At 47.3% G+C, this 21,998-nt stretch carries 18 protein-coding genes; 9 read left to right on the top strand and 9 right to left on the bottom strand.

Annotation, left to right across the window (positions count from 1 at the left end):
* Positions 1-46: 46 nt before the first annotated feature.
* The 3 genes from OM95_RS10465 (at position 47) to OM95_RS10455 (ending at position 4,440) form a co-directional block, all read left to right on the top strand.
* On the top strand, positions 47-1,879 hold the full coding sequence (locus tag OM95_RS10465) for a SpoIIE family protein phosphatase (protein ID WP_291516121.1): 1,833 nt from the start codon (positions 47-49) through the stop codon (positions 1,877-1,879).
* A 35-nt stretch (positions 1,880-1,914) separates the two neighbouring features.
* Positions 1,915-2,385, top strand: coding sequence for a hypothetical protein (locus tag OM95_RS10460; protein WP_041873408.1), 471 nt, complete (start codon positions 1,915-1,917; stop codon positions 2,383-2,385).
* Between the two features lie 123 nt (positions 2,386-2,508).
* Positions 2,509-4,440 (top strand): response regulator, encoded by a 1,932-nt coding sequence (locus OM95_RS10455; RefSeq protein ID WP_041873407.1) that lies wholly within the window; start codon positions 2,509-2,511, stop codon positions 4,438-4,440.
* 12 nt (positions 4,441-4,452) lie between these two features.
* Here the strand turns inward: OM95_RS10455 and OM95_RS10450 are convergent, their stop codons facing one another.
* Genes OM95_RS10450 through OM95_RS10440 form a run of 3 tightly spaced genes read right to left on the bottom strand, consistent with a single transcriptional unit; the run spans position 4,453 to position 8,021 of the window.
* A complete protein-coding gene (locus OM95_RS10450; protein ID WP_041873405.1) occupies positions 4,453-6,228 on the bottom strand; it encodes a hypothetical protein in 1,776 nt (591 codons plus the stop codon).
* A complete protein-coding gene (locus tag OM95_RS10445) occupies positions 6,228-6,830 on the bottom strand; it encodes an ATP-binding protein (protein ID WP_041873403.1) in 603 nt (200 codons plus the stop codon). Before OM95_RS10445 ends, OM95_RS10450 begins: the two co-directional genes overlap by 1 nt.
* 48 nt (positions 6,831-6,878) lie before the next feature.
* Positions 6,879-8,021 carry a phosphatidylserine/phosphatidylglycerophosphate/cardiolipin synthase family protein gene (locus tag OM95_RS10440; protein ID WP_291516120.1) on the bottom strand — a complete coding sequence of 381 codons (1,143 nt, stop codon included), beginning with the start codon at positions 8,019-8,021 and terminating at the stop codon, positions 6,879-6,881.
* 67 nt (positions 8,022-8,088) lie between these two features.
* On the opposite strand from OM95_RS10440, the gene OM95_RS10435 reads away from it, so the two are divergent.
* Positions 8,089-8,802, top strand: coding sequence for a hypothetical protein (locus tag OM95_RS10435; RefSeq protein ID WP_291516118.1), 714 nt, complete (start codon positions 8,089-8,091; stop codon positions 8,800-8,802).
* Positions 8,803-8,981: 179 nt separating this feature from the next.
* On the opposite strand, the gene OM95_RS10430 is transcribed toward OM95_RS10435, so the two are convergent.
* Positions 8,982-9,824 carry an MBL fold metallo-hydrolase gene (locus tag OM95_RS10430; RefSeq protein ID WP_041873396.1) on the bottom strand — a complete coding sequence of 281 codons (843 nt, stop codon included), beginning with the start codon at positions 9,822-9,824 and terminating at the stop codon, positions 8,982-8,984.
* Between the two features lies 1 nt (position 9,825).
* The gene (locus OM95_RS10425) at positions 9,826-11,118 is read right to left on the bottom strand and encodes a hypothetical protein (protein WP_041873392.1); all 1,293 of its coding nucleotides are present in this window, start codon (positions 11,116-11,118) and stop codon (positions 9,826-9,828) included.
* 103 nt (positions 11,119-11,221) lie between these two features.
* Between OM95_RS10425 and OM95_RS10420 the strand changes: the two genes are divergently transcribed.
* Positions 11,222-11,959, top strand: coding sequence for a helical backbone metal receptor (locus OM95_RS10420; protein WP_291516116.1), 738 nt, complete (start codon positions 11,222-11,224; stop codon positions 11,957-11,959).
* 28 nt (positions 11,960-11,987) lie between these two features.
* On the opposite strand, the gene OM95_RS10415 is transcribed toward OM95_RS10420, so the two are convergent.
* Positions 11,988-15,353 (bottom strand): hypothetical protein, encoded by a 3,366-nt coding sequence (locus tag OM95_RS10415; protein WP_041873389.1) that lies wholly within the window; start codon positions 15,351-15,353, stop codon positions 11,988-11,990.
* Complete coding sequence (locus tag OM95_RS10410) at positions 15,340-16,473, bottom strand: hypothetical protein (protein ID WP_041873386.1); 1,134 nt, start codon at positions 16,471-16,473, stop codon at positions 15,340-15,342. The genes OM95_RS10415 and OM95_RS10410 overlap by 14 nt, the downstream gene beginning before the upstream one ends.
* A gap of 280 nt (positions 16,474-16,753) precedes the next feature.
* On the opposite strand from OM95_RS10410, the gene OM95_RS10405 reads away from it, so the two are divergent.
* The 4 genes from OM95_RS10405 (at position 16,754) to OM95_RS10390 (ending at position 19,553) form a co-directional block, all read left to right on the top strand.
* On the top strand, positions 16,754-17,599 hold the full coding sequence (locus OM95_RS10405; RefSeq protein ID WP_041873383.1) for a TIGR02147 family protein: 846 nt from the start codon (positions 16,754-16,756) through the stop codon (positions 17,597-17,599).
* Positions 17,600-17,808: 209 nt separating this feature from the next.
* Entirely contained in the window at positions 17,809-18,276 is a 468-nt protein-coding gene (locus tag OM95_RS10400; RefSeq protein WP_041873381.1) for a hypothetical protein, read from the top strand.
* Between the two features lie 54 nt (positions 18,277-18,330).
* Positions 18,331-18,702: a hypothetical protein gene (locus OM95_RS10395; protein ID WP_041873379.1), complete on the top strand. Its 372-nt coding sequence runs from the start codon at positions 18,331-18,333 to the stop codon at positions 18,700-18,702.
* 140 nt (positions 18,703-18,842) lie between these two features.
* Entirely contained in the window at positions 18,843-19,553 is a 711-nt protein-coding gene (locus OM95_RS10390; RefSeq protein ID WP_041873377.1) for a transporter substrate-binding domain-containing protein, read from the top strand.
* Positions 19,554-19,578: 25 nt separating this feature from the next.
* Here OM95_RS10390 and OM95_RS10385 read toward each other — a convergent pair whose 3' ends face one another.
* Both OM95_RS10385 and OM95_RS10380 read right to left on the bottom strand, forming a co-directional pair.
* Complete coding sequence (locus OM95_RS10385) at positions 19,579-20,865, bottom strand: glycosyltransferase N-terminal domain-containing protein (protein WP_041873374.1); 1,287 nt, start codon at positions 20,863-20,865, stop codon at positions 19,579-19,581.
* Positions 20,862-21,905, bottom strand: a complete 1,044-nt coding sequence (locus OM95_RS10380) for a glycosyltransferase family 9 protein (protein WP_041873371.1) — start codon at positions 21,903-21,905, stop codon at positions 20,862-20,864. Before OM95_RS10380 ends, OM95_RS10385 begins: the two co-directional genes overlap by 4 nt.
* Positions 21,906-21,998 lie beyond the last annotated feature (93 nt).

Below are 21,998 nucleotides of genomic sequence, written 5' to 3'. Positions count from 1 at the left end.
ATCAGAATTTCTTTTCGGGTTTCCTGTTAACGGGCATACTGAACTCGTGAAAAAACGTGGCATATCAATAAGATATAAGATTCTTTTGCTTCTCACTTCGCTGCCTTTGATTACATTATCGGTGTATCTGGTGCTGGCTTTACAGATCTTCGAAGATGATAAGATCGCCTATGTCTTTGATTCTTCCAGCAGCATGTCGGGCACGATGGCGGCTCAAATTAAGACACAGCTTAACGGCGTGTTGGGAACGACGAAGCCGATCTTTCAAGACTATCTGACGCAGCAAAAATTCACATCGATTTCGGATTCTATTTTCACGAACGAGTTCAATCTGGAATCCATCGTCGTCTTTGGGGCAGGGAGCACCGGTGCCTACGAGAAAAAAGCTCTTTTAGAAAAAGTTCCGGGCCAGACGGACGGCATATTGGCATCTTTGCAAAGCTATCTTCCGACTTATTTCGCGGAGGCCGATGCCGCTCGTCGCGTGGTGAAGGTTCCTTATATCGATGACCGAGTTTTTATTTTCGAAAAGGTCAGCGATGAAACCAAAACCCGCAATACCGTTTTCATGGTGATCGTGCGTATGAGTGAGGCGTCGGAAATGTTCCGCGCGGCCACTTCGCAAAAAATGTATTTAATTTCACAGGATGGTTTGGTGCTGTTCGGTCCTGACGGCATGCCAGGAAAAAGACTGCAGTCCGTCGTGACACCTTCTTTCTTGCGGGGCAAATCTTTGGTCGCACAAGGCGCGGAAACAGACAAAGCCGTCGATGGGACGGAGCTTTTGGTGTCGTATTCTCGCGCCGGGTTTGGCGATCTCATTGTGGTGACCACGGTGGAAAAAGAAAAAGCTCTGGGGGCTGTGCAAATCCTTATCCGCAAGTCTTTGATCTTTTTCGGCATCTTGATTTCTTTGACGGTGATCTTAAGTCTTTTTGCTTCCAGCGGTCTGACTCAAGCGTTGACACAGCTTTTTACGGCGACCGGCAAAGTGGCGGAAGGGGATTTCAATATTCGCGTGGATGTGAAATCCAATGATGAAGTGGGCAGTCTTGCGGAAAACTTCAATATCATGGCGGCCGAAGTGGCGCGCCTGCTTGAACAGACGGCGGAAAAAGCCCGGATGGAGTCTGAGCTGCAAACCGCTAAGACGGTGCAGGAGACTCTGTTCCCAGAAACCCGCGCCAAAATCGGTCCTTTGGCGATTGCCGGTTACTATGAACCCGCCAGTGAATGTGGCGGTGACTGGTGGCACTACTGCCAAATCGGCAATAAAATTTTCTTGTGGATCGGAGATGCGACGGGGCACGGGGCTCCGGCGGCCTTGATCACGAGTGCGGCGAAAAGTGCGTCGACGATCATCGAACGTCTGAATATTGCGCCAAACAAAGCTTTAGAACTTCTGAACCGTTCTATTTATGACGTTTCCAAAGGTCGCATTATGATGACCTTCTTTCTGGCGTCCTTTGATTTGGAAACGGGCGAATTGGTTTATTGCAATGCCTCTCACGAAGCGCCTTTCTTGATCAAAAAAACGGACGGGCCGTTGAAGAAAAAAGACCTGGTGCCTTTGAATGAAGTGAATAATCCCAGATTGGGACAAGCCCGTGATTCTGTTTATCAGCAGACCAGCATTCAATTAGAAAAAGGGGATGCGGTGTTCTTTTATACCGATGGTATTCCGGATATTCAGAATCCAGGCAAAGAGGCTTGGGGAGAACGAGAATTTATCAAAGCTTTGATTGCTGCCAACAAAGACTTCCCGGGGGTCGGGGATTCGGTGGATCGTTTTGCGATCAGCTTCCAAGAACATCGTCAAGGGGCGCCCTTGGTCGATGACGTGACCTTTTTTGTAGTAAAAAACGAAGGTCTTAATTAACTTTATTAATCGGGAACGTGAACGAGGAGAACAGAATGGGTAAACTCGATGTAAAAATGAATAAAGCCGCTGATAAACTTGTGGTGCAAATGGCAGGCACGATAGACGAAGATGTCGATTTTTCTCAGTTCAATATTGCGGGTAATCCGACCATCGAAGTGGAACTGGGGGGCCTTAAGAGTATCAACTCTTGCGGCATTCGCGAATGGATCAAATGGATGGGAACGGCGTCTGGTGCGCAAATCGCATTCAGTAATTGCCCCAAAGTCATCGTCGATCAAATCAACATGGTAGATGGTTTTTTGCCAGCGACGGGAAAAGTGAATTCGTTTTTTGTGCCGTACTACAACGATGATTCGGGCTCTGAAAAAAACGTCCTGTTTCGTTATGGGACGGAGTTTAACGAAAGTGGGGTGACCCCACCGGCCTCCGTAAAAGACGAAGAGGGAAATGAAATGGAGATGGATGTGATCGAGTCCAAATATTTCAAGTTTCTGAAGAAGTAAGATCAACCGGGGGACTGTGTCGACTACAGTCTTAGGTCCAGAAAAGAAAGCGGGTGCTGATCTTCAGTCCCGCTTTTTATATTTTAAGCTCAATGCTTTCCTTTAAAGAGCCGACAAGAAAACGTGGATTCAGGCAATAAAAACCGTATTTTAATCCTAGAAGACGATGAAAGCGTCGGGAACTCCTTAAAAGAAATTTTAAGTCGAGCCGGTCATCATGTGTTTTTGGCTTCTCGTCCTGACGAGGCCAACACCATTCTTTCCACACAGAATAATCTGGATTTTCTTTTCTGTGATTGTCTGCTTCCTCAGATGACGGGTCTGGATTTCATCAAACAGGCGCGCACCAATTATCCGAACTCTCGTTTTAAGGTTGTTCTGATGAGTGGTATCTACACGGATAAACAATTCATTCAAGAGGCCACGCAAAGCACGCAGGCCGTGGCTTTTTTGAAAAAGCCGTTTGAAATGGAACAAATTCTAAAGCTGGTTAAAAAAGAGGAAGCTCCGAAACGGGAAGAATTTAATGCCCGTAAGCTGTTGTATCAAATGTTTGCCAATCCGACGGTGACCAGCCGGCAGAAAAGAAAAGTGATTGAATCCATCGAGGAAGTCAGTGGCTTTGACTTGCCGTTTTTATATTCTCTTTTGGTGGAAACGAAGAGCAGCGGTTACTTGAATATCTACAATGCGGACGGCTCTGTTTCAGGAATCTCTTTCTGTAACGGCACGATCGTCGGCGTGGATGTGGATGACAAGACCACCTTCCTGGGGGAAATGCTGATTCAAAGCGGTTATGCGACTCCCAAAGACGTGCAAAGTGCTTTGCGTGACAAAAACAATCGCCGTATCGGGAACTATCTGATTCAAAACAATCAGCTCAGTCCGCATGCGTTTGATTTGATTTTGATGGAGCAAATGAATATTCGCTTGGTGCGTACGATTGTTGATCAGAAAATCCGCGTGAATTTTGCCGCCGCGGAAGTTGAGATGAGCAATCCCAGCATTGATGCAGACACCTTGTCTTATTATCTTCACGATTGGATCGCTTCAAAAATTTCTTTGAACTGGTTGAAATCTTTGTACGTGATGTGGTCCGGAAACGTCATTGTGAAAAGTCCGACTTTCCGTGAAGATCATCCGGCCTTGACCATGTCGTTGATTAAGTCTTTGGATGGCTTCACCTTGAAGTTGAACAATCAGATGACTTTGTCGCAGCTTTTGGATGTCAAAGGTTATAGCGAAATTGCGGTTTATAAGGCCATTCACTTTCTTTTAACCAAAGGTTTGGTGGTCTTTGCGCAAAAAACCGCGTTCGCGAATCCCCAAGAACAGTTGAAGGTTCTTAAGAAGATCTGGGCCGAGCTGGATGGAAAAAACGGCTACGAAATCACGTCATATATGGAGACCGCTGCCAGCGGAGCTTCCATGGAAGTAGCCCTGGAAGAGTTTATGACGATGCTGGGTGATCAGCCGCAGGACACGACTTCAGAAGTGTTTGCTGTTTGGAATAAAATTAAAAAGACGGCGCAAGAAGCGGTCGCGGCTTCTCAGGACGCCAATAAAATCGATCAATATCGTCAGGCGACCCAAAAGTCCGAAGCGGAAGCTAAACTTCGCGCGACCACGTTGATGGAAGAGGTGAAGAAGCATCTTCAATACAACCAGTATGCGAAAGCTTTGGAGGTCTTGGCGGAAGTGTCAAAACTCAACCCGCAGACTCAGCAACTTCATTTATACAGCTCTTGGGCCAAGTTAGGATCTGTCGATCCAATGAAAAAACAGTTTGTTCTGAAAGAAGTGGAACTGGAGCTTGTTCAGGTCCCACCAGATGAACGTTACGACACCTTATTCCCCTTCGTAATCGGTCTTTTCAATAAGATCAAAGGGGATGTGGTGGCGGCAAGAAAGTCATTTGAGAAAAGCGTCGCTTTGGACCCGTCCTTCATTCCGGCTCGTCGCGAGATTTCCCTTTTGATGGCGGCCAATAAAAAACAAGATGTTTTCAATATGGACCTGAAACAGGTGGTTTCAGGCTTCTTTAAAAAACGCTAATTTTCGCAAAATTTAAAACTTCCAGAAAAGACCGATATTCAAATCAATCTGCATTTCTTCTTTGGCGGCCGCTGGATCATATTTGTAATCGCTCAAACCCAAGCCATAACGCGCATACCAGTCAGCGCTGAACTGGTAGTAGGCAAGAGCTTTTAGATTATAAGCGGAAGACAATTTGAAATCGCTGCCTGAAGAACCCGCGAAGTACTGAAGTCGATATTCCGTCCAATGCATAAAAGACTTCATCCAGCGTGGCTTTTGAATCCAGAAGGCGCCCAGACCGTAAGCCGTGGCGCTGGCGCTTTCACCCTGAACCATCTGCAGTGGCAAAGTCAGTCCCCATGTGGCATCAATCAGATTGAAGCCCTCCTGGGCACGCCACTTCAGCTCGACCGTCGTGAAATCAACTTTCGCGACGTCCTCTTTTTCCGTGAAGTGCTGAAGTCGTTCCACCGCAAGACCCCATTTGAAGCGTGACCAATCTGCATTTATGAACAGAAAGTTTTCAAACCACCACTGAAATTCGACCGCACCAAATGCGATACCGGAAGGCGTCTGATAAGACGCTCCTAAGCCTAAACCAAAAGGTTGACCGCGAAAGACGTCATAACCAGCGACGAAATTTTGTCCATCGGCTTGCACGTTTAAATAGCGACGAGTTTCAATACCTGCAGGAATTCCCGATACGATCCACTGAAACTGATTCTTTTTTAAGGAAGTAAATTCAGAATCTGCGTCCTTTTCAAGAGGTTTGATTTGCACCCCTTCGGGGCTGATACCCATAAAGCTCAGACGAGAAGCATAAGTGCGAGATACTGATTTCGCCGAAAGATACGGACGGTTTTTTGCTTTAGGCAAGTCTCCGCGGACGTAAAATTCTTGGCGCATGGGAATGTCGCCGTCGCCTTTCAGATAAAGAACAGGGCGATTTTTTGAAAGAGAGATCTGCCAATCCGTCTCGGAAAGTTTTTTTACTTTCTTTTCGTCCACCGGTTCGGCCCCTGAAGCTGTCAGAATAATACGGGTGCCATCGTCGGAAACCACCACGTCCTTAAAATCGACATCCTTTTTTCTGGTCTCGATTTCAAAGAAGGCGCCGGTTTGAGTTTGAGCTTTGAAGGCCACATTTTCGCTGCGGTCGTTAAGATAAATGAGACCTTGATTGCCGACGATTTTTCCGTTGATTTCGACCTGCGCGGATTTCTTTGCACTTGAGCGGGTCTTTACCACCATTTGCCCTTGTTGCGAACTCAGGTAAAGCTCTTTGGAACACATGTAGATGCGTGTTTCATCACTTTCACGGTAAATACAGAAACTCATGAAGGGAAAATACTTCATGTCATCGACTAACGAGGCTTCGATGCCGTCCGCCGAAAAAGTGGCGACTTGAGACCGCAGGTGTTCTTCTTCTGAAGTCGCCGAGGCTCCGTCCGTGATGGTGATGTTTTCTTTTGTCAGAACGGTGCTGAATATGGCTTTTCCAGAATTGTTTTTGACGGCAAGTTCGCCGTCGTTGATAAGCCCGGCGGGCCAGGTGAAGCGGATGCGATAAAGGCCTTTTTGCTGAGAAGGTTCTACCTGAAAGGTGATTTGTGTGGTGTCGATCAGAATATCACCGATTTTCAGACGGTCCTCATCTAAGAGAGTGTATTCGAATCTTTGCGGAAGAACCTGCAGATTGTTTTTGTCTGCTTGGAAGTACAGGGGCTTTAATTTGCTTGGACGGGGTTGGGCTTGCGTAACCACGGACGTGAAAAGACAAAGCAAAGCAAGCAGACATTTATTCATTATAAAAGCTCCTTTTTTATTTCCTCGGCGCTTTTATGAGCCATGATAGCGCGAATGACAGAAAGAGACGTCGTCATCTTTGAAAGGAAATCTTCGTTGTGAGTTATCACCACGCGACGCGGATGTTTTTCCCAGGCCTTTTTAATTTTCGTATTCAAGTCCCAGGCCTCTTGGAACGTTTCCGTACGCAGGGTGTTTGTTGTGTCATAGTAATCCGCCGATGCTGTGTCCAGATGAATCACCCAGTCGTAGCGGGCAATTTCATTTTCAATAGAGCTGTGGACTAGGCCGAAAAACTCGTCGGGATTACCGGGCCAATAGGCGATGGCATCCAAAGAGCCGCGATCGCAGACTACCAAAGCTTTCTGACTCAAAGTCGAAATCATCTCTTCCAGTTCGCGTTGTGTATAATAAATAGCCTTTTGCGCATGAACCACGCCTTGGGCTTCCTTGTAGCGCGGAAAGCCGCCGCGATAAAGAATGCTGGCCGCTTCAGGCACCACCGCACACTTTTGTCCCAATTCTTTTTTTAAAGCTTCAATCAAAGTCGTTTTGCCGCCAGAGGGGCCACCAGTAATTGCTATTTTGACAAATGAGTTCATGTCTTAAGAATCGCCAATTCAAGGGGCTGGGTCAAAACAAAATGACTTCTACAGCATATAACGCAGGCGGAAGGCGATATTGTAAACGATTCGGACCAACCAAGATCTTTCGGACAGATCCTTTTCAGAAACGAGCTTTGCGTTTGCCAAGTCTATTTCCCATTGCTGAGTCATATTGCGAAGGCTAGTAGCATCGTTCAGAACAACTTCCACTTCAAGGTCATGCAGTAAGCTGCGATGGTTAAGGTTGAAAGAACCGATGAAGGCTTCGTCGTCTAAAATCATCGTTTTTGCGTGCAGAATCGTGGCTTGATATTCGTAGATAGGAATGCGCTTTTGTAACAAAAATTTGACGATGTAAAAGGCCGCCCATTTCACGACGGGCACGTCGGACTTTCCGGGAATCAGAATCTTCACGTCCACGCCACGGCGAGCGGCTTTAAGTAAAGCCCGCAGTAAAGACCTTTTCGGTAGAAAGTACGCCGTTGTGATGTACAGGCGCTGGTTGGCCGAAGCAATCCGATGGAGCAAGTCACGATACAGACGGCGTCGCGTGCGCTGAGTGGTATTTAAACGAAGAATTTTTTCAAAGGGTTCTTCCCGTACGCGCCAGCGGCCCACCCAGTTTAACATTCCTTTGATGTAGGTGCGCAAATAGCTGATCTGAAAAGCCAAAACCAAGCGCGTGATCGCTTCGCCTTCGACCCAAACTCCGGTGTCCCGCCAGGCGCGCGGACCGACAATGCTGGCGCAATGATCTTGAATGAAGTTGAAGCTTCCCAGATAGGCCCGCTTCTCGTCGATGATCGCGATCTTACGATGGTTGCGACGATTCATATGCTTCATCAGGAAACTTCGATTCAGGGAATACTTGGAAAAAAGACTTCGCGCCCACAGCAGCGGATAAGGAAACGGATGAAAGACACGAAACTCGATGCCCTGTTGGGAAAACAGACGGTCTAACTGAAGAATGTAATAGTAAGAGCCAAATCCGTCGACCACCACTTTCACGTTGCAGCCGCGCTGGCGGGCCCTTCCCAGTTCTTCGATCAAGGGCGTTGTCAGTTTATCTACAGCGAAAATATAGGACTCGATCGTGATGCTGCGTTGGGCACCACGAATATCCTCGAGGAGGCTCTGGTAGTACTCGTCACCAGAATGAAATATGCGAACTTGACTCCATGACTCCATATGTCGATTGTTCAATAAATTATTAAAAAAGTCGACAGCAAAGCGGGGGTGGGGGCAAACTGCCTTTATGACTACGTGCAATCTATGGAATTTTAAAAAAATTTTGGCGGGAAGTTTTTTGGTTTTAGCCTCTTGCGGAGCGACATGGGCTCAGGCAGCACTTCCAAATGGAAAAACCACAGTGATTTACTTTGGTCAGCAAAAAGCGGCCGAGTTCGATAGTAAGATTAAACCTTTCTTTGCCGAACAATCACGTCCTTGCAAAAGTTGTGAACTGGTGAATTACACGCCTTATGACTCGCAAGGCGAAGTGGATGTTGAAGCTTTGCAGGAACGCATCACTTCTTTGCCAGAAGGCACAAGCTTTGTGTTTTTTGATTTCAATATGAAAGTCACCGACACGAACAAAGAACTCGTGCAGATTTTAAGCAAGAAAGCAGCGGCAGGTTTGGTGATCGTGGGATCTGCCGGAGTGCCACCTGTTTCTGAATCTTCAGGTCCTTTAAGTCGCACGGTGCTGGGGCAAGTTCCTGGTGCTCTGATTATTGGAGAATTGGGTGAGCGCGATCGCTTGGTTCCTACCGGTTTTTATGGTCCTGAGATGTTGACGGCTCTTCGTCCTCCCAAGGATCATATCGGGCAAGGCTACAGCCCTTTGATCTTCGCCGCGAATCTGGCCGAGAATTGGCAAAAAAGATCTCCTCAGGAATGGGTGGATTATTTGCGCAATAAAAAATCCAAGAGTCGTAAGATCTGGATGGGTTTAAACGACATGTTTTAGTTTTTGAACGCGGTTGCCTGAGGGAGCGGACTTAAATTGAGTCGCTTCGTTCGGGCACGCCGTCGTGGCTCATCAGCGCCGGCTTCGCCGGTTCGGCCATCCTGGCCCGCTGAAGGCCCTTCACTGCGGACTCAATTTAAGTCCGCTCCCTCAGGCAATCGGTAAAAACTGTGTTTTTTTTAGCGGCCGGGATAGAGGAGGACTCTGTTGTGGAAGCGTTGTGGGACTTTTTTGTGCAGAAGGCGCAGGGCTTCTTTGTCGCTGTAGCGGCTGGAGGCGTGAATGAAGACGATTTGTTCGCTTTCGATTTCGTCTAGGCGGGGAACGATTTCATCGATGTGGGTGTGGCCCCATTGGCGGGCTTGAGCGATGGTTTTTCTTTCGTCCAGATAAGTGGCCTCTAGGAAAAGGATCTTTGATTTTTTCACCCAGTCGCGGGTATCCAGAAACTCGATTTGCGTGTCACCGGTGAAACTGACCATCGGGATGTGTTGCACTTCATTGACCTGAATATGTTGGCGTCGCAAAGCGACGATCTCGTCGTGGCTTAGTCCGACGTATTCCTTCTTTAGCTTTTTGACCGTTTCAAAAACCGTGTAGCCGTAAGACTCGATACGGTGAGCCGTGGGAAATACTTTTACATAGGTGTTGCCGTTGATTTTAAACTCTTCATCGGGCTGAACGGGAATGAACTCGTAGCGGTACTGATGTCCTTCGATCTGCTCCCACAGCTTCATGATTTTGTCTAAAGGTTCCACCAGCGAGGGTGGCATATAGAACTTTCCCGGCTCTTGAGAGTTCATGGCTTTCTGAGAGATGATATAAGGAACACCGGCCGCATGATCCAGGTGGCCGTGGGTGATGAAGTACTGCTTGAGGTTTAAAAGATATGGGTAGCCTTGAGCAACATCAAAGCTTAAAGAAAGTTCAGGCATAGCTATCGCTGTGCGGATGCCCGACAGCGATAGTCCATGGAATTTGAATTTGGAATAGCTCCAGCTTTCTCCCGCTTGTACCGACATATTACATACAGCGTGCTACTAGATCGTGGCCAATCCAAGCGACCGGTGCTTTCGGTTGCCATGAATCATGAAGCATCACGTAACCACAGGATTTAAACACCACTTCGCTCAAAACGGCCGTGATCAGATTCTTTTCATCTTTGTGTAGCGAGAAAAGATAATCCGAGCTTTTAAGCATGTACTCCATTTGATCCTGGCGAGAGTGCTGAGGCCACTTTGCGTAGTTCGTGAACTCCAAAGTCAGTGGGTTTTTTAGATAATCGTCAGTGAAAGACTTGATGTGCGCAAAAGTCACGTCGTCCTTTAAAAGTTTTTTGCAGTCGCTTAAAACTTGTTCGGCGTGTTTTTTATCTCCAGCGTCTTTCTGAATAGCTGCAAGCAAAGGGTAAAGTGATACTTCAACCCCTTGAAAGACGGAACTGGAGTTCGTCAAAATCTCTGGGCAGTTGTAGACACAGCAGTGAACGCCTTGTTTGAAGAAGTTTTCGGCGTGTTTTTCCAAGGCCATTTTCGCCCAGCCTTGGAAATAACAGGTGTAGGTTTGCCACTGGTAGTGGGTGTCGATCATCACTTCCGTTCCATGATAGCCATAAGCTGTGTAAGAAACATGTGCCCCTTGAGATTCCCACTGCTTGCGAAGCGGGGCGGAAATCTCGATCAAGTGACGGAAGGTTTCCGCCGTGACTTCGTTAAAGTTTTTTAAGCAGAGTTGCCCGATTTGAGAATCCAACAAAGCTTGCGTCGAGATATGGCGATCTCCGGTTCCTTTGAACGCGCGGTTCAAAAGTGGCATGATGATTTTTGTGCGAGGAACACCTCCAGCCATTAAGTGCGCAAATAGAACATTGGCCCCTGCCGGAACATGCTTTTCAAGTTCCGTCATGAAAAGTTCGGTGTTTTTCTTAAAGCGCGCCACGCCATTTTGTTGTGCTTCGTCGATGGCCTTCCAATCTAATGCGGCTTTGTCCCAGTCACTCAACTTGATGTCTTTAAGCTGGTCGCAAGGAGTCACGCCATTGGCCGCCGCGTCCATATCGAAGCCCGCTTCCAAAGGGATATTGATGAAAGGCTGGGGGATGTTGGCGGTTTCTTCGGCTGTCAAAGCACGTAAAGAACCGTCTTTTTCACGACGTCCTACAGTCGCACGGATGATGGTCATTCCACGACGTTCAGCTTCTTCGACCAAACCGTTGGCGTAACCGCGTGAAAAAAGCTCGCCAAAAAGCACAAGAACATCGCCTTTTTTGTAAGCACTCAAAGCTGGTTTTTCACGAAGTGGGAAAAGTTGCGTCATAAAATACCTCACAAAGTTAGGGGCCTATAGTCTGCTGAGCCGCTGGGACGGTCAAGTTTGACTTCAATTTGGCTCGGCGGGTAATCTGTCTAGAGAGGTTTTAATGCGAGTGGTGAGTATGGTTCCGTCATGGACGGAGACGTTATTAAGAGCAGGTGTCAACGTCGTTGGACGCACGCGTTTCTGTATCCATCCACCACAGATGATCACCAATATTCCGATCGTCGGCGGAACCAAAGAAGTGTCGTGGGATCTGGTGATGGATTTGAAACCAGACTTGGTTCTTCTGGATCAGGAAGAAAATCCTTTGGCAATGGCTGAAGAATGCCCGGTTCCTTACTTGGCGACACATGTCTCGTCACTTGCGAATCTGCAAAGTGAGCTTTCGCGTTTGGGAGAGCATTTTGAGAATGCGGCGCTGATGGAGTGGTCCGTCAAGTGTCTGGATATTCTAGAGGCGCCACCGCGCCAGTGGGATTTTCAAAAAATTCCCGACTTTATGGAGTGGGTGAAACCACCGTCACGTTCCTATGACAAGGTGATGTACATGATCTGGAAGAAGCCGTGGATGGCTGTCACACGCGAAACCTACATCGGTTCCGTCCTCGAGAAATTGGGCGCGACGCTGGTGGAATTTCCTGAAGGCGAAAAGTATCCGGTCGTTGAAGATGACGAGATGAAAGACGCGTTTTTCTTATTTTCTTCAGAGCCGTTTCCATTTCATAAAAAAATAGCCGAGCTTAAAGGGCTCGGCATCGAAGGGGCTGTGGTGAACGGGGAGTCTTATTCCTGGTTCGGCATCCGCAGCCTTGAATTCTTAGAAAAACACTTTTTAAACTGAACCAATAACCTGAGACAAGTGGTGCCGTTTAATGGGCCAAGAAGGTTCCCGGATAAGCCGGGCCCGACATCTGGAACAACTGCTCCATCATCTGCGCTGCTTGCGCTGCTGGATCTTCTTCTTTGGTCGCAGTGGTAGGCATTTTCGCGTCGCCCTTCATTGCCAAAACGAAGCGATTGAAGTCGTTCTTAGAGCGAAGCGCAATAAAGAAGTTTCTGTTGCGCGCGTCACCGTTGTCCTGCATTTGTGAGCTGTTGGATTCTTGCGCAATCAAGTAGTAGTTCTCGGTAATATCCAGCGGTTCTTGGCGGATCTCGCCGTCACACACCATCAGACCTCGTGTCGCTGCCGAGCTCATTTCCTCCTCGGAAAGGCGGGCATTCAAGAAAGACAGGTAATCGCGGCGTCCCGAGAACCAGCCCGCATTTGGGTCTTTCATGAAAAGCACCGGGTTCAGACGAACGATAGCGCATTGTTCGTGTTTGTTAACGCGAACTTTGAAGACATTTTGTTGTACCGTCATCGAGGTGGACGTGTTTACGCTGATGGAATTGCTGGCGCTGTTAGAATCAGACACACTCCAGGAAAGGGTGTAGCTTAAGTCAACGCCGACAGAAAACAGATCCAGGAACTTTTTCGAAAGCCCCAATTTGGTTGAGATGCTGGTAGAACGACTCTTGGTCGTCTGATGGGATGTCGAAAGCGAAAAGCTTGTACCCACTGTCAAACCTTGATTGAACCCTTTTTGGAATTGGGAACCGGCCACCTCTTTCACCATCACGTGTTTTTCGATTTGGAAGAAGCGCTTCGGATCTTTGCGCGCCAGATTGTAACAATCCATTCCGAAACCCATGCGGGAGTTGTCGTAGATCACTCCACCCTTATCGGCATGCAAAGTTCGGAAGTAATCGCTGGCCCAGAAAGCGCACAGCTTTTGTGCCGTCGCGGGTGTAAGGCCTCCTTTTTCCAGCAACTCCTTAAGGTCTGCCTTTGTGACAAGCAAACGTTCATCCAGTTGAGAAGATCCGATAAGAGCCTTCACCAAAGGAGCTTTTTCATCAGCGGTTTTAAGATTGATGACTTCAAGGTTGTTTTCCTTGGCAAACTGATTTTTGTCAGCGCGGGCTTGCATTCTTTGGCGTTTTTCTAAGGCGATTTTTTGGCCTTCTGCCACGATTTTATTGATCACGAATTTTCCGTTGTTCGCGTTGTCGCCCTGACCGTTCAATAGGTAAGCATTGATGGATGAAGCTTCCATGACGCGCAAAGGACGAGACGCTTCGTCTATGTTCAAAGTAATAGGACCAATAAACGTGGGCGTCTCGAGACCTGTGGTCGTGTCAATGGCTGAATCTAATGACGCCGTTTCATCTTTCAGACGGAGTGCGCTGCCATCAAGTGTGATTTTTTGCTCGTCGACGGGGTAAATCTCTACCAGCATGTTGTTGCGATTTCCAAGGGCTTTTAAATCCTGGGTTTGCAAAGTCACGTCTGTATTGATTTGGCCACTCATGACGGTCATCAGTTTTTGTGCGCCCGCAACATAAGAGTTGTTGGAGTCATAGTCGCGATTCTGAACGATGGCCATTTTTAAAAGGTAAATACCGTCACGAAGTCTTTCGGATTCACCGCGCCCGTGAGCTAAGCTGGAGTAGACCAACAAGCGTGGCTCCATTTTTACCTGGATTTTTTTGGTGACCGTTAAGTTCAACAATGAGTCGACGTTGTAGTTGTAAGAAAGCGTGTTGTAGCTGAAACCTTCCACTAACAATTGAGTTCGTGGACGATTTTCCTGAGAACAGCTTAAAATTAACTTTTCACTTTGATCGACATAGCGCATGTCGCGCGCCAGAACGCCCATGGATTCCCAAGGGTTGACGATGATATCAAGTTTTTCGTTCATGCCCAGGTCCGCATTTTCAATCTGGACGAAACCTTTAAGATAGCGTTGGCAGTCAAAGTATTTGAAGGTGATGCTTTCATCCCAATTGATGCAAGAATTATTATCCGTTTTTACCGTCACACTCACAGGTGTTTCAGACTCAGACTGACGGTACTTCGTGACTTTGAAAGAATGCGCGCGCGTGTTTTTTTGATCCAGACCGTTGCGAACACAAGCTCGCACTGTATAAAACACTTCGCGGGTCGCCGTTTTTTCCTGACCTACGCGGATGAAGCGGAACTCTAATTGAGAAACCTCAATCTTTGGTTTTTGGTAAGTATCAGAATCAAAAACCACTTCCGGGGCGGCCTTCGTACCCATGTCTGCCGTTGTCGTTGAAGGAGCACCCGCAATCACCGGTGTGGTTTTTTGGGCGACTTCAGCCATTGTTGAGTTGATATAGCTGGCAATTTTAAAGTCTTTCGTTTGCGCGACGAGGGTGTTCAAACGCAGGAAAGAAGCGCCTTTGATTTGATCATATTCACCTAAAAGATAAATGCCGTTAAAACCCGTCAAACCTTGCGGGGCTTGGACCGGATCAAGCTCTAGACCTAACATCAACTGACCACGTGTTGGAATTGCCGGCAAGGACATCACGGATTTAACCCCTAACGAGGCATTTTCCATTTTGACATCCATGACCGGAGATTCGCTCAGCAGACGGCGGATTTCCTGACCGTTTTGTTGATACACGTGGATGATTTTAAGGCGGGCTTTGAAAGAACCAGCCTTCAACGGATACAGAACCATTTCGCCATTCATTTTTGTCAGTTGTAAAGCCGGAGCGGGGCGCATTTCCACTAGCAGTTGTACGCCGGCGCTAGTCAGGCTTTGTTCGGTCACGAACAAACGTCCATCTTCCACCCACAACGGGCGTGTGGTCATTTTGTTCTCTGCCGAAAAGCCTTTTAACGCTTTTGTGGATTCTTCCGCGCCGTTGACTAAAGCGGGGATGCTGTTGCCATCATCGGGATTTAGAACTGGCGACAGGTTTTCACCGTGAGACCACGGGTTGATAGCGAAGGCGACTTTTTGCACGCCTTTATGAAGGCCCAAGCCTTTGATTTTTCTTTCAATGCGGATGTACTGGGATTCGCCCAGGAAGTTGAAGGCGATCTTTTCCGCCCAAGTTAAACAACCGGCTTTATCCGAGGTCACTTTCGTGTTTGTTTCTTCGATCAGGAAGTCATGGCCCGCGATGACCTTGTCATAGGCGACATCCTTTAAACAAGCCTGAAGATTGAAAATCTTTGATGAGGGCAGTGCAAAGTCGCCAGACACGCGTACTTCCAGCGCTTTGGATTTATCCGCCATGGCCTGCGCGGTGAAGGTGGCTGCTGTCGTATTTTCACTTTCTTTGTCCTTAGGGGCTGGCAAGTTACATGCAGCTAAGACCGTCGAAAGTGAAAGTCCTAAAAGGGCTTTAACAAGATTCATCTTAGATGTTTGCATAAAAGGTCTCCAGCTTGATCAACAAAGTCTTTTCGCGGGATTGAATGGCATTTGAAAACATGACTTCAGCGTCGATGTATTTGATACCCAGGTTGAAGCCCTCTTTCTTGAAAGAAAGATACGTCTCTGCGGCGTAGCCAATGCGATTGGTCTCAAAGCCTGACGCATTAAAGTAGGCCACCGCAGCTTCCGGAGCGATTGAAAAATAGCTGCCTTCAAGCACCAGATCCAAACCTTTTGAAAAGTGAAATTCAGAACCAACATAGTAGCGATAAGCCATGTTTTGTTCGGACGGTGCTTTTTGATTCAAAATGTACTGTCCGCCGAAGGATAGATCCAGCAGACTGAAAACCGGGAACTCGATCGCCGTCGAAGCTTCGAGTCCTTCGTATTTGTAAAGGAATTCGTACTGAGCTTCCGAGATCTTATTGACCTCATTACCCAGAAGACGGGACTTTTGTGCGACCGCAGAGGGAAGATTGTTATAGACGAAATAGCCGACCGAATTTTTCCAATATAGATTTTTCGCCGCCTGCCAGTTTAGCTGTAAGGCCGCTGTATTTAAAGACGGCGTAGGTTCAAGTTCTTTGGTGTTGGTGCTGAAAGAAGTCGAAGTGGGAATGGCCGTTTCAAGTGCCAACAAGGATTTAAAGTCGCCGGATTTAAGGACACCTTCAAGACGCGCGGCTGGGAAAGCGATAGAATCCAATAAGATGGCCGTGTGCATATAGTCCTGATCCAGAGCCCCCGCGGTAAGACGGAAAAAAGAAAAAGGCGTATACTGAGCCGCCGCTTGTTTTAAAGTGATTTTATTTTCAGGTTGGTCGGCGCCATTCACGCTTTGAGTTTGGCCTGACTGAAGACGCAAAACGGGCTGTACATCGAGAAGCAAGGAAGAACTTAGGTTGTACTTGGCTTTAATTTCTGTGCGAATATCAACGATTTTGGACTGGCTTTGTTCGTCGCGCACGTCAGAGCCAGAAAGACGTATACGCCAATCGGCTGAAAACTTCTTGTCCTGCTTTGCCTCCGGTGAAGGCAATACGTTTTGACCTTGAGCCCACGCCTGTGCGCTCAGTATCAAAATGAGACAAACTGTCGAAGTCACAAACTTATTCATGCCAACCCCTGGTCACTGCCAAGAGTTATTTCAAGTTCCGTGCTCGCTATTGGCTGTTTTATTTCAAAATTACAAGACTTGGCAGAAACTCCCTTTACAGCTGCCGTGAATTGTCAGGGTCAATTTTCGCGCTGTGAGAGTCGCTCATGAATGTAGGGGGCTCTTCGCGCAAACGCCAAAAATAGAATTTCGTTTTTAATGTCGGGGCTCCGCATTTTGAGAGCAATATGCTCTCAAATTTTGTCTTTACACATCTGAAAAGTTACGGAGTAATGAGGTTATGAACGTGAATTCCAGTCTACAGAAAAAGCCGCAGTTAAGAGATTATCTAGAGGCTTCTTTTTATCTTCGAGATCTCTACAACTATCGCAAAGCAACGGAAGAAAGTTTTTCCTACGAATCCTGGGCTTTTGAACTTGATTTTCAACATCGGTCTTTTTTACGTCAGGTGGTTATTGGGCGTAGGGCTTTGACGGAAACCACAGCTCAGCAAATTGCTCATCGTCTTTTTACCGATCCGAAAGAACAAAGGCATTTCATGATTTTGTTCCATTACTCCCGCAGCCGTAGCCAGCAGGAACGAGAGATTTTCGGACAACAGTTGATGCAGATGCTTAAGGATAATTATGCGCAGATGGAAGTGGAACCTTCCGAGGATTTCTTAAGTTCGCCTCTTTTCCCCCGGCTTCAGGTTCTTTTGAGTTTGGGAGATCAGCACCGCTCCTTGCAGGAGTTATCTCGGCTTTTGCAGGCCGACTCATTCGAGATTGAAAAAGGGCTTTTGATTTTAACTCGTCTGCAACTCGCCCAAAAAACGGAAACGGGTTACAAGGCCACGGTCAACAGCTTTAAAATTCCCAATAACCTGGGAAGTCAGGTTCTGCTGGATTATCATCAGAGCAATCTGCAGGACGCGATCAAAGCCCGCTCGCTTCCGCCGGAGTTGCGTCGATATAAAAGTTTTATTTTGGCGCTGGCTCCATCGGAGTTTGAACAATTCTTGAAAAACATGGACGCTTTCGTCAAAGAACAGCTGCATAGATTCGATACTTCCAGCCAAGAACGGCGGCGTCTGTTTCAGGTCAGTATGAATCTATTTTCCGTCAGCACAGAACTGGATGTCTGACGAGAGCGCGCTGCTCTCATCAGACAAAAAAAAGATCTTTTTTTTAATAACGTAAACAACTTGGACAAAGTTATATTTCCTCGGCACCGCTAAGTGTCTGGAATCTCTTTTGGCTCTTTCGTGGCATGCGCCTTGCTTTTGTCTTTGGGAAATTCAACTCGAGGCCTCCGCGACCGCGTGCACTAAGAGTTCAAATTCAAGAGGTATCCATGAAGAAAGTAGTTCTTGGTGCATTGATCTTCGGATTGATGTCATCAGCGCATGCCGTGAAAACGTCAGGCACGGGGCAAATCGGCTCTGGCAACATTAACAATCTGGTCGAAAGTGATTTTAGTGGCAGCTATATTGTGGGCCGCCTGGCCATTGAAGGGCCTTATTACGTCGTTCAGTTTCAGGTGAACGAGGCCGGAGATCGCGTTGTTTTCAGAGATGCAAATATGGACAATGTTTCCGCTGATAACAATTGTGTCGGTGACAGCATGAAACTGAAAAACAATATTTTAGATGTCGCCGTATATTGTAAAAGTGCGGGCGAAACGCTCCGTTTCCAGATTGATGTGACGGGAGTTTCGAAAGAGGATTTGGCTAAAGGAGCCGACGTTCAGGTTCGCAGTGCTGCGACGATGAATCAGTGGATTCCCTTTAAGATCATCAAGCGCAACAAATCATTCTTCTAAAAAACATTTAAATTATAAAAAACAATACTTAATAAATTATAAAAAGGAAAAATTATGAAAAAACTAATTATGATCATCGCTCTTTTCGCCATCTCCAGACAAGCTCATGCTTTGTCATTGCAGCAGCTAGCAGGAACTTACAAAGTTACGACGGACATGGCTCCGATTAGCAACCTGGTTTCTTTGACTTCTGACGGAGCGGTGACTTTGATCGAGACGTCGCCTGACGGAAGAATTCAATGCGAAGGGCAAGCTCATCTGGGTGCCGACAGGGTGCTCACCAGCGAAGTAACCTGCACTAATGGCTTGGTTTTTGTTCAGAAGATTAATCTGAGCAAGGTTAAAGCACTGAAGTCATTTAAAGCGCCTGTTTACAGTTCTTTGTATGATGCAGAGCTTGAAATGGACTTCGTAAAAGTTAAATAAGGCTCCCTATAAAAGCGGCTCGTCGCGAAGGCGAGCCGCAAGATTTGCGGACAGCGGTCTAGTCAAACCTGTCAGTGCTTTATCGTCCTGGACTTGAGAGCTTTGTTGTTCCGAAGAGAGCTGACGAGTATGTTGTTTGAATGGTGAAACTGTTTTTTCTTTCTCTTCTTATAAGCACCTCGGCCTGGGCTCGGGAAACCTGGCTGGTGGCCACTCTTGATTGGCCTCCTTACACATGCTCCAAATGTCATCGTAATGGAATCGCGGCGGAAGCGCTGCGCAGCGCTTTGGCGAAAGAGGGCATTGTCGTTGAGTTTATTTTTTACCCTTGGGTTCAGGCCCAAAAAAACGGCAGCAAACAGAAATTCGTCGGCTATTTCCCTGCATGGAAGGAAGAAGTTCTTCCGGGATTTACGGCATCGGAAATTCTTTTCTCTTCGCCGGTCATTTTCGTGCAACGTAAAGATCGTCCCTTGGTGTGGAACCAGCTTAAAGATCTGAAGGGTAAAACCTTTGCGATCACTCGTGGTTACGGCAACACCGAAGAATTCAATGCTCTGGTTAAGAAAGGCGACTTTAAAACTCTTACGGTTCTAAGTGAAGAATCGACTTTAACCAAGTTGGTTGAAGGGGCGGTGGACGGCGTGTTGATGGATCTTCGGGTGGCGGAATACTATCTGCAAAACCAGTTTGCGCCTTATACCGATAAGATTGCCATCAACCCCAAAGTGATCGAATATAAAAACCTCTATTTTGCTTTTAATCAGTTCAATAAAGAAAAAAAGAAGAAAATTGACGGTCTGACTTTAGAGATGCCGCCTCTTTCGGTTGAGTCAGCACGATCGAAGTAAGAAAGTCGCCAAGACCCTCGACTTTTTAAAGCCTTTCAATGGCAGAAAGAACCCGCAAAGTCGAATTGCGATTCTTCCCAATTTCCGCCCGAATCTCTTCTTTGATATGCGGTATTTGCGCCTGTTGCTTTTTCATACGCTGAAGAAGCACGACCATGTCTGCAGAGGAATGCACGACCTGCACAATCATTCCTGAAGAAAAGTTTTTCTTTTGATAATAAAGAGCTTCGCGGTTGTTGCGATGTTGCGGGCCGACCATTACGGGAAGTCCCGCGGCCAAGGCCTCCATCACGCTGTGAACTTGTTTTTTGAAGGAACCGCCGATGAAGGCAATGTCGGCCCAGGTATAGAGCTCTGCCAAAATCCCGACCTGATCAATGATCAAGATAGATCCCGCGGGCCACGTTGTGGTTGTCGAGTAGCGCACGAAATCAAGTCCCAAATCCGTCATCTGCTTTTCCAACGCGTGCAGATGCGCAGGCGTTGTTTCATGCGGAGCGATGATCACACGAATATGCACGTTTTTAAGTTGGGCCAAAGCGGGAAGTAGAACCGCTTCATCCTCGGCCCAGGTAGAGCCTGCGATAAAAATAAAATCTTCGGGGCTGGGAATAAGATCGCCCTTAAGAATTTTAGGATTTTCCAGTCTATGAAAAACTTGATCAAAGCGCGTGTCACCACTGGCAACGACAGGAACCTCGATTCCCAAGTCGTCCAGATTTTGAATGTCTTCCGCGGAAACACAGTGAATCTCGGCGAGATGATTTAAAGTATAGCGGGTCAGATACCGAGTCATTCCTTTCAGTCTTGAAGAATTATCGGCAAAGGTTGCAGAAAAAAGCGCGGCAGGAATGTTTTTCTTTTTCACGACGGAAACCAAAACCGGCCAGACATCCGTGCGTGAAAAAAGCAGAACCCGGGGATTCCATTTTTCAACAAAACGGGCCAGGACAAAATCCAAATCCCAGGGAAGAGCTGCCCACACATCGACGTCATGCAGGCTTTCAAGAATCTTTTTGGCCGAAGGGGACGAGTATGTCACTAAAATAGGCGTATGAGGATGTTGTTTTTTCAACTCCCGAATCACGGGGCGCGCATATTCAATTTCACCACTGGCAGCATGAATCCAAAAGGGCCGAGCTTGGGCGATGTCTTGTTCGGAACCGGTTTTTTTAATTTTATAAAATCCATGATTCTTGTCTTCAATCATTTCCCGCAGTTTTCCTTTGAGAAAAGGGCGGAAAAGCTGCAACAGTAAAAAGGCCAGGGGCACCAGAATAAATTTATAAAAATAAAACATCAAAGAACTCATACAGAACGTCCCAATAACAGCTTCAGCTCCGTCGCGATTTGTTGAGGAGTGATGTCCACCATGCACTGATGAAACTTCTCTTTATTCACACAAGGTCCCTGCCCATGTTTGCTGCAAGGGCGGCAAGAAAGAGGAATTTCCATAATGCGTGTTGAAGGGCGGGAAGGAAAGCCAAAAGGGGCGGGGCCCATCATCGCGATGGCCTTTTTCCCCAGTTGTTCGGCGACATGCAGAAGGCCGGTATCCGCGCTGACCAAGGCTGCGGACTGCGCCACCACCGCAGAACTGACTTGCAACGAGCATTTGCCTGCCAGATTTAAAGTTCGGTCCGGGGCGACATCATGAATGTCTTCAATGAAAGAATCCTCAGGGCCGCCCAAAAGAACGAACTTCTGGCCGGGGCAAAGCAGAATCAACTCTTTCCAATACTCTTTTGGCCAGCGCTTTAAAAAATGTGCAGAAGAAGGTGCCAAGGCGACACTGCCCGCAAACTCACCTAAAATCTCGTGGGCCTTGCGATGACTTTCTTCGCTGGGGAAAATCTGTGGCGCGGGCGGCGCATACTTCGAAATACCCCAAGGCAACAAGGGCTCCAGTAAATCGCGTTGTCCTGAGAACGGCATTTCAAAGGTGTTGATGCGCAGACGGAAAAGTAAAAAGCGTTTCCAGCGGCGAATAGAGCGGCGAATAAAAGCGGGTCCCAGACCCAAGAAACCCCAAGGACGAAGGACAAAACTGATCACTCGCGAGCGGGTGTTGTTGTGGGCGTCATAGATATGGGTGAAACCTTCTTGGCGCATTTGCAGGCAAAGGTGAAGCAAGCCCTTGAGTCCGGCTTTACGGTCGAACTCCCAGATACGATCAATCGCAGGATGATTGAACAGTAACGGCGCCATGTCTTTGCGAGTAACCCAATGAACTTGGGCCTCCGGGTAAGTCTTTTTAATGGCCGCGGGAACACTGAGCGTTTGTACGACGTCGCCAAAGCTGGAAAAGCGAATGATTAAAAATTTAGCACTTTTAGGATCCCGTATTAACATCCCACAAATCCTAGCAAAGCCGCCGAAAAAGGTCACTTGTTTAAAAGTTTATAAAAGGAGAGTTCATAAAGTGGGCCTCGCCGGGCACAGGCT

The sequence above is a fragment of the Bdellovibrio sp. ArHS genome (assembly GCF_000786105.1).
In the GTDB taxonomy this organism is placed as follows: Bacteria; Bdellovibrionota; Bdellovibrionia; order Bdellovibrionales; family Bdellovibrionaceae; genus Bdellovibrio.
Note: the sequence above shows the minus strand (reverse complement) of the source record. Positions and strands in the feature narration are given on the sequence as shown.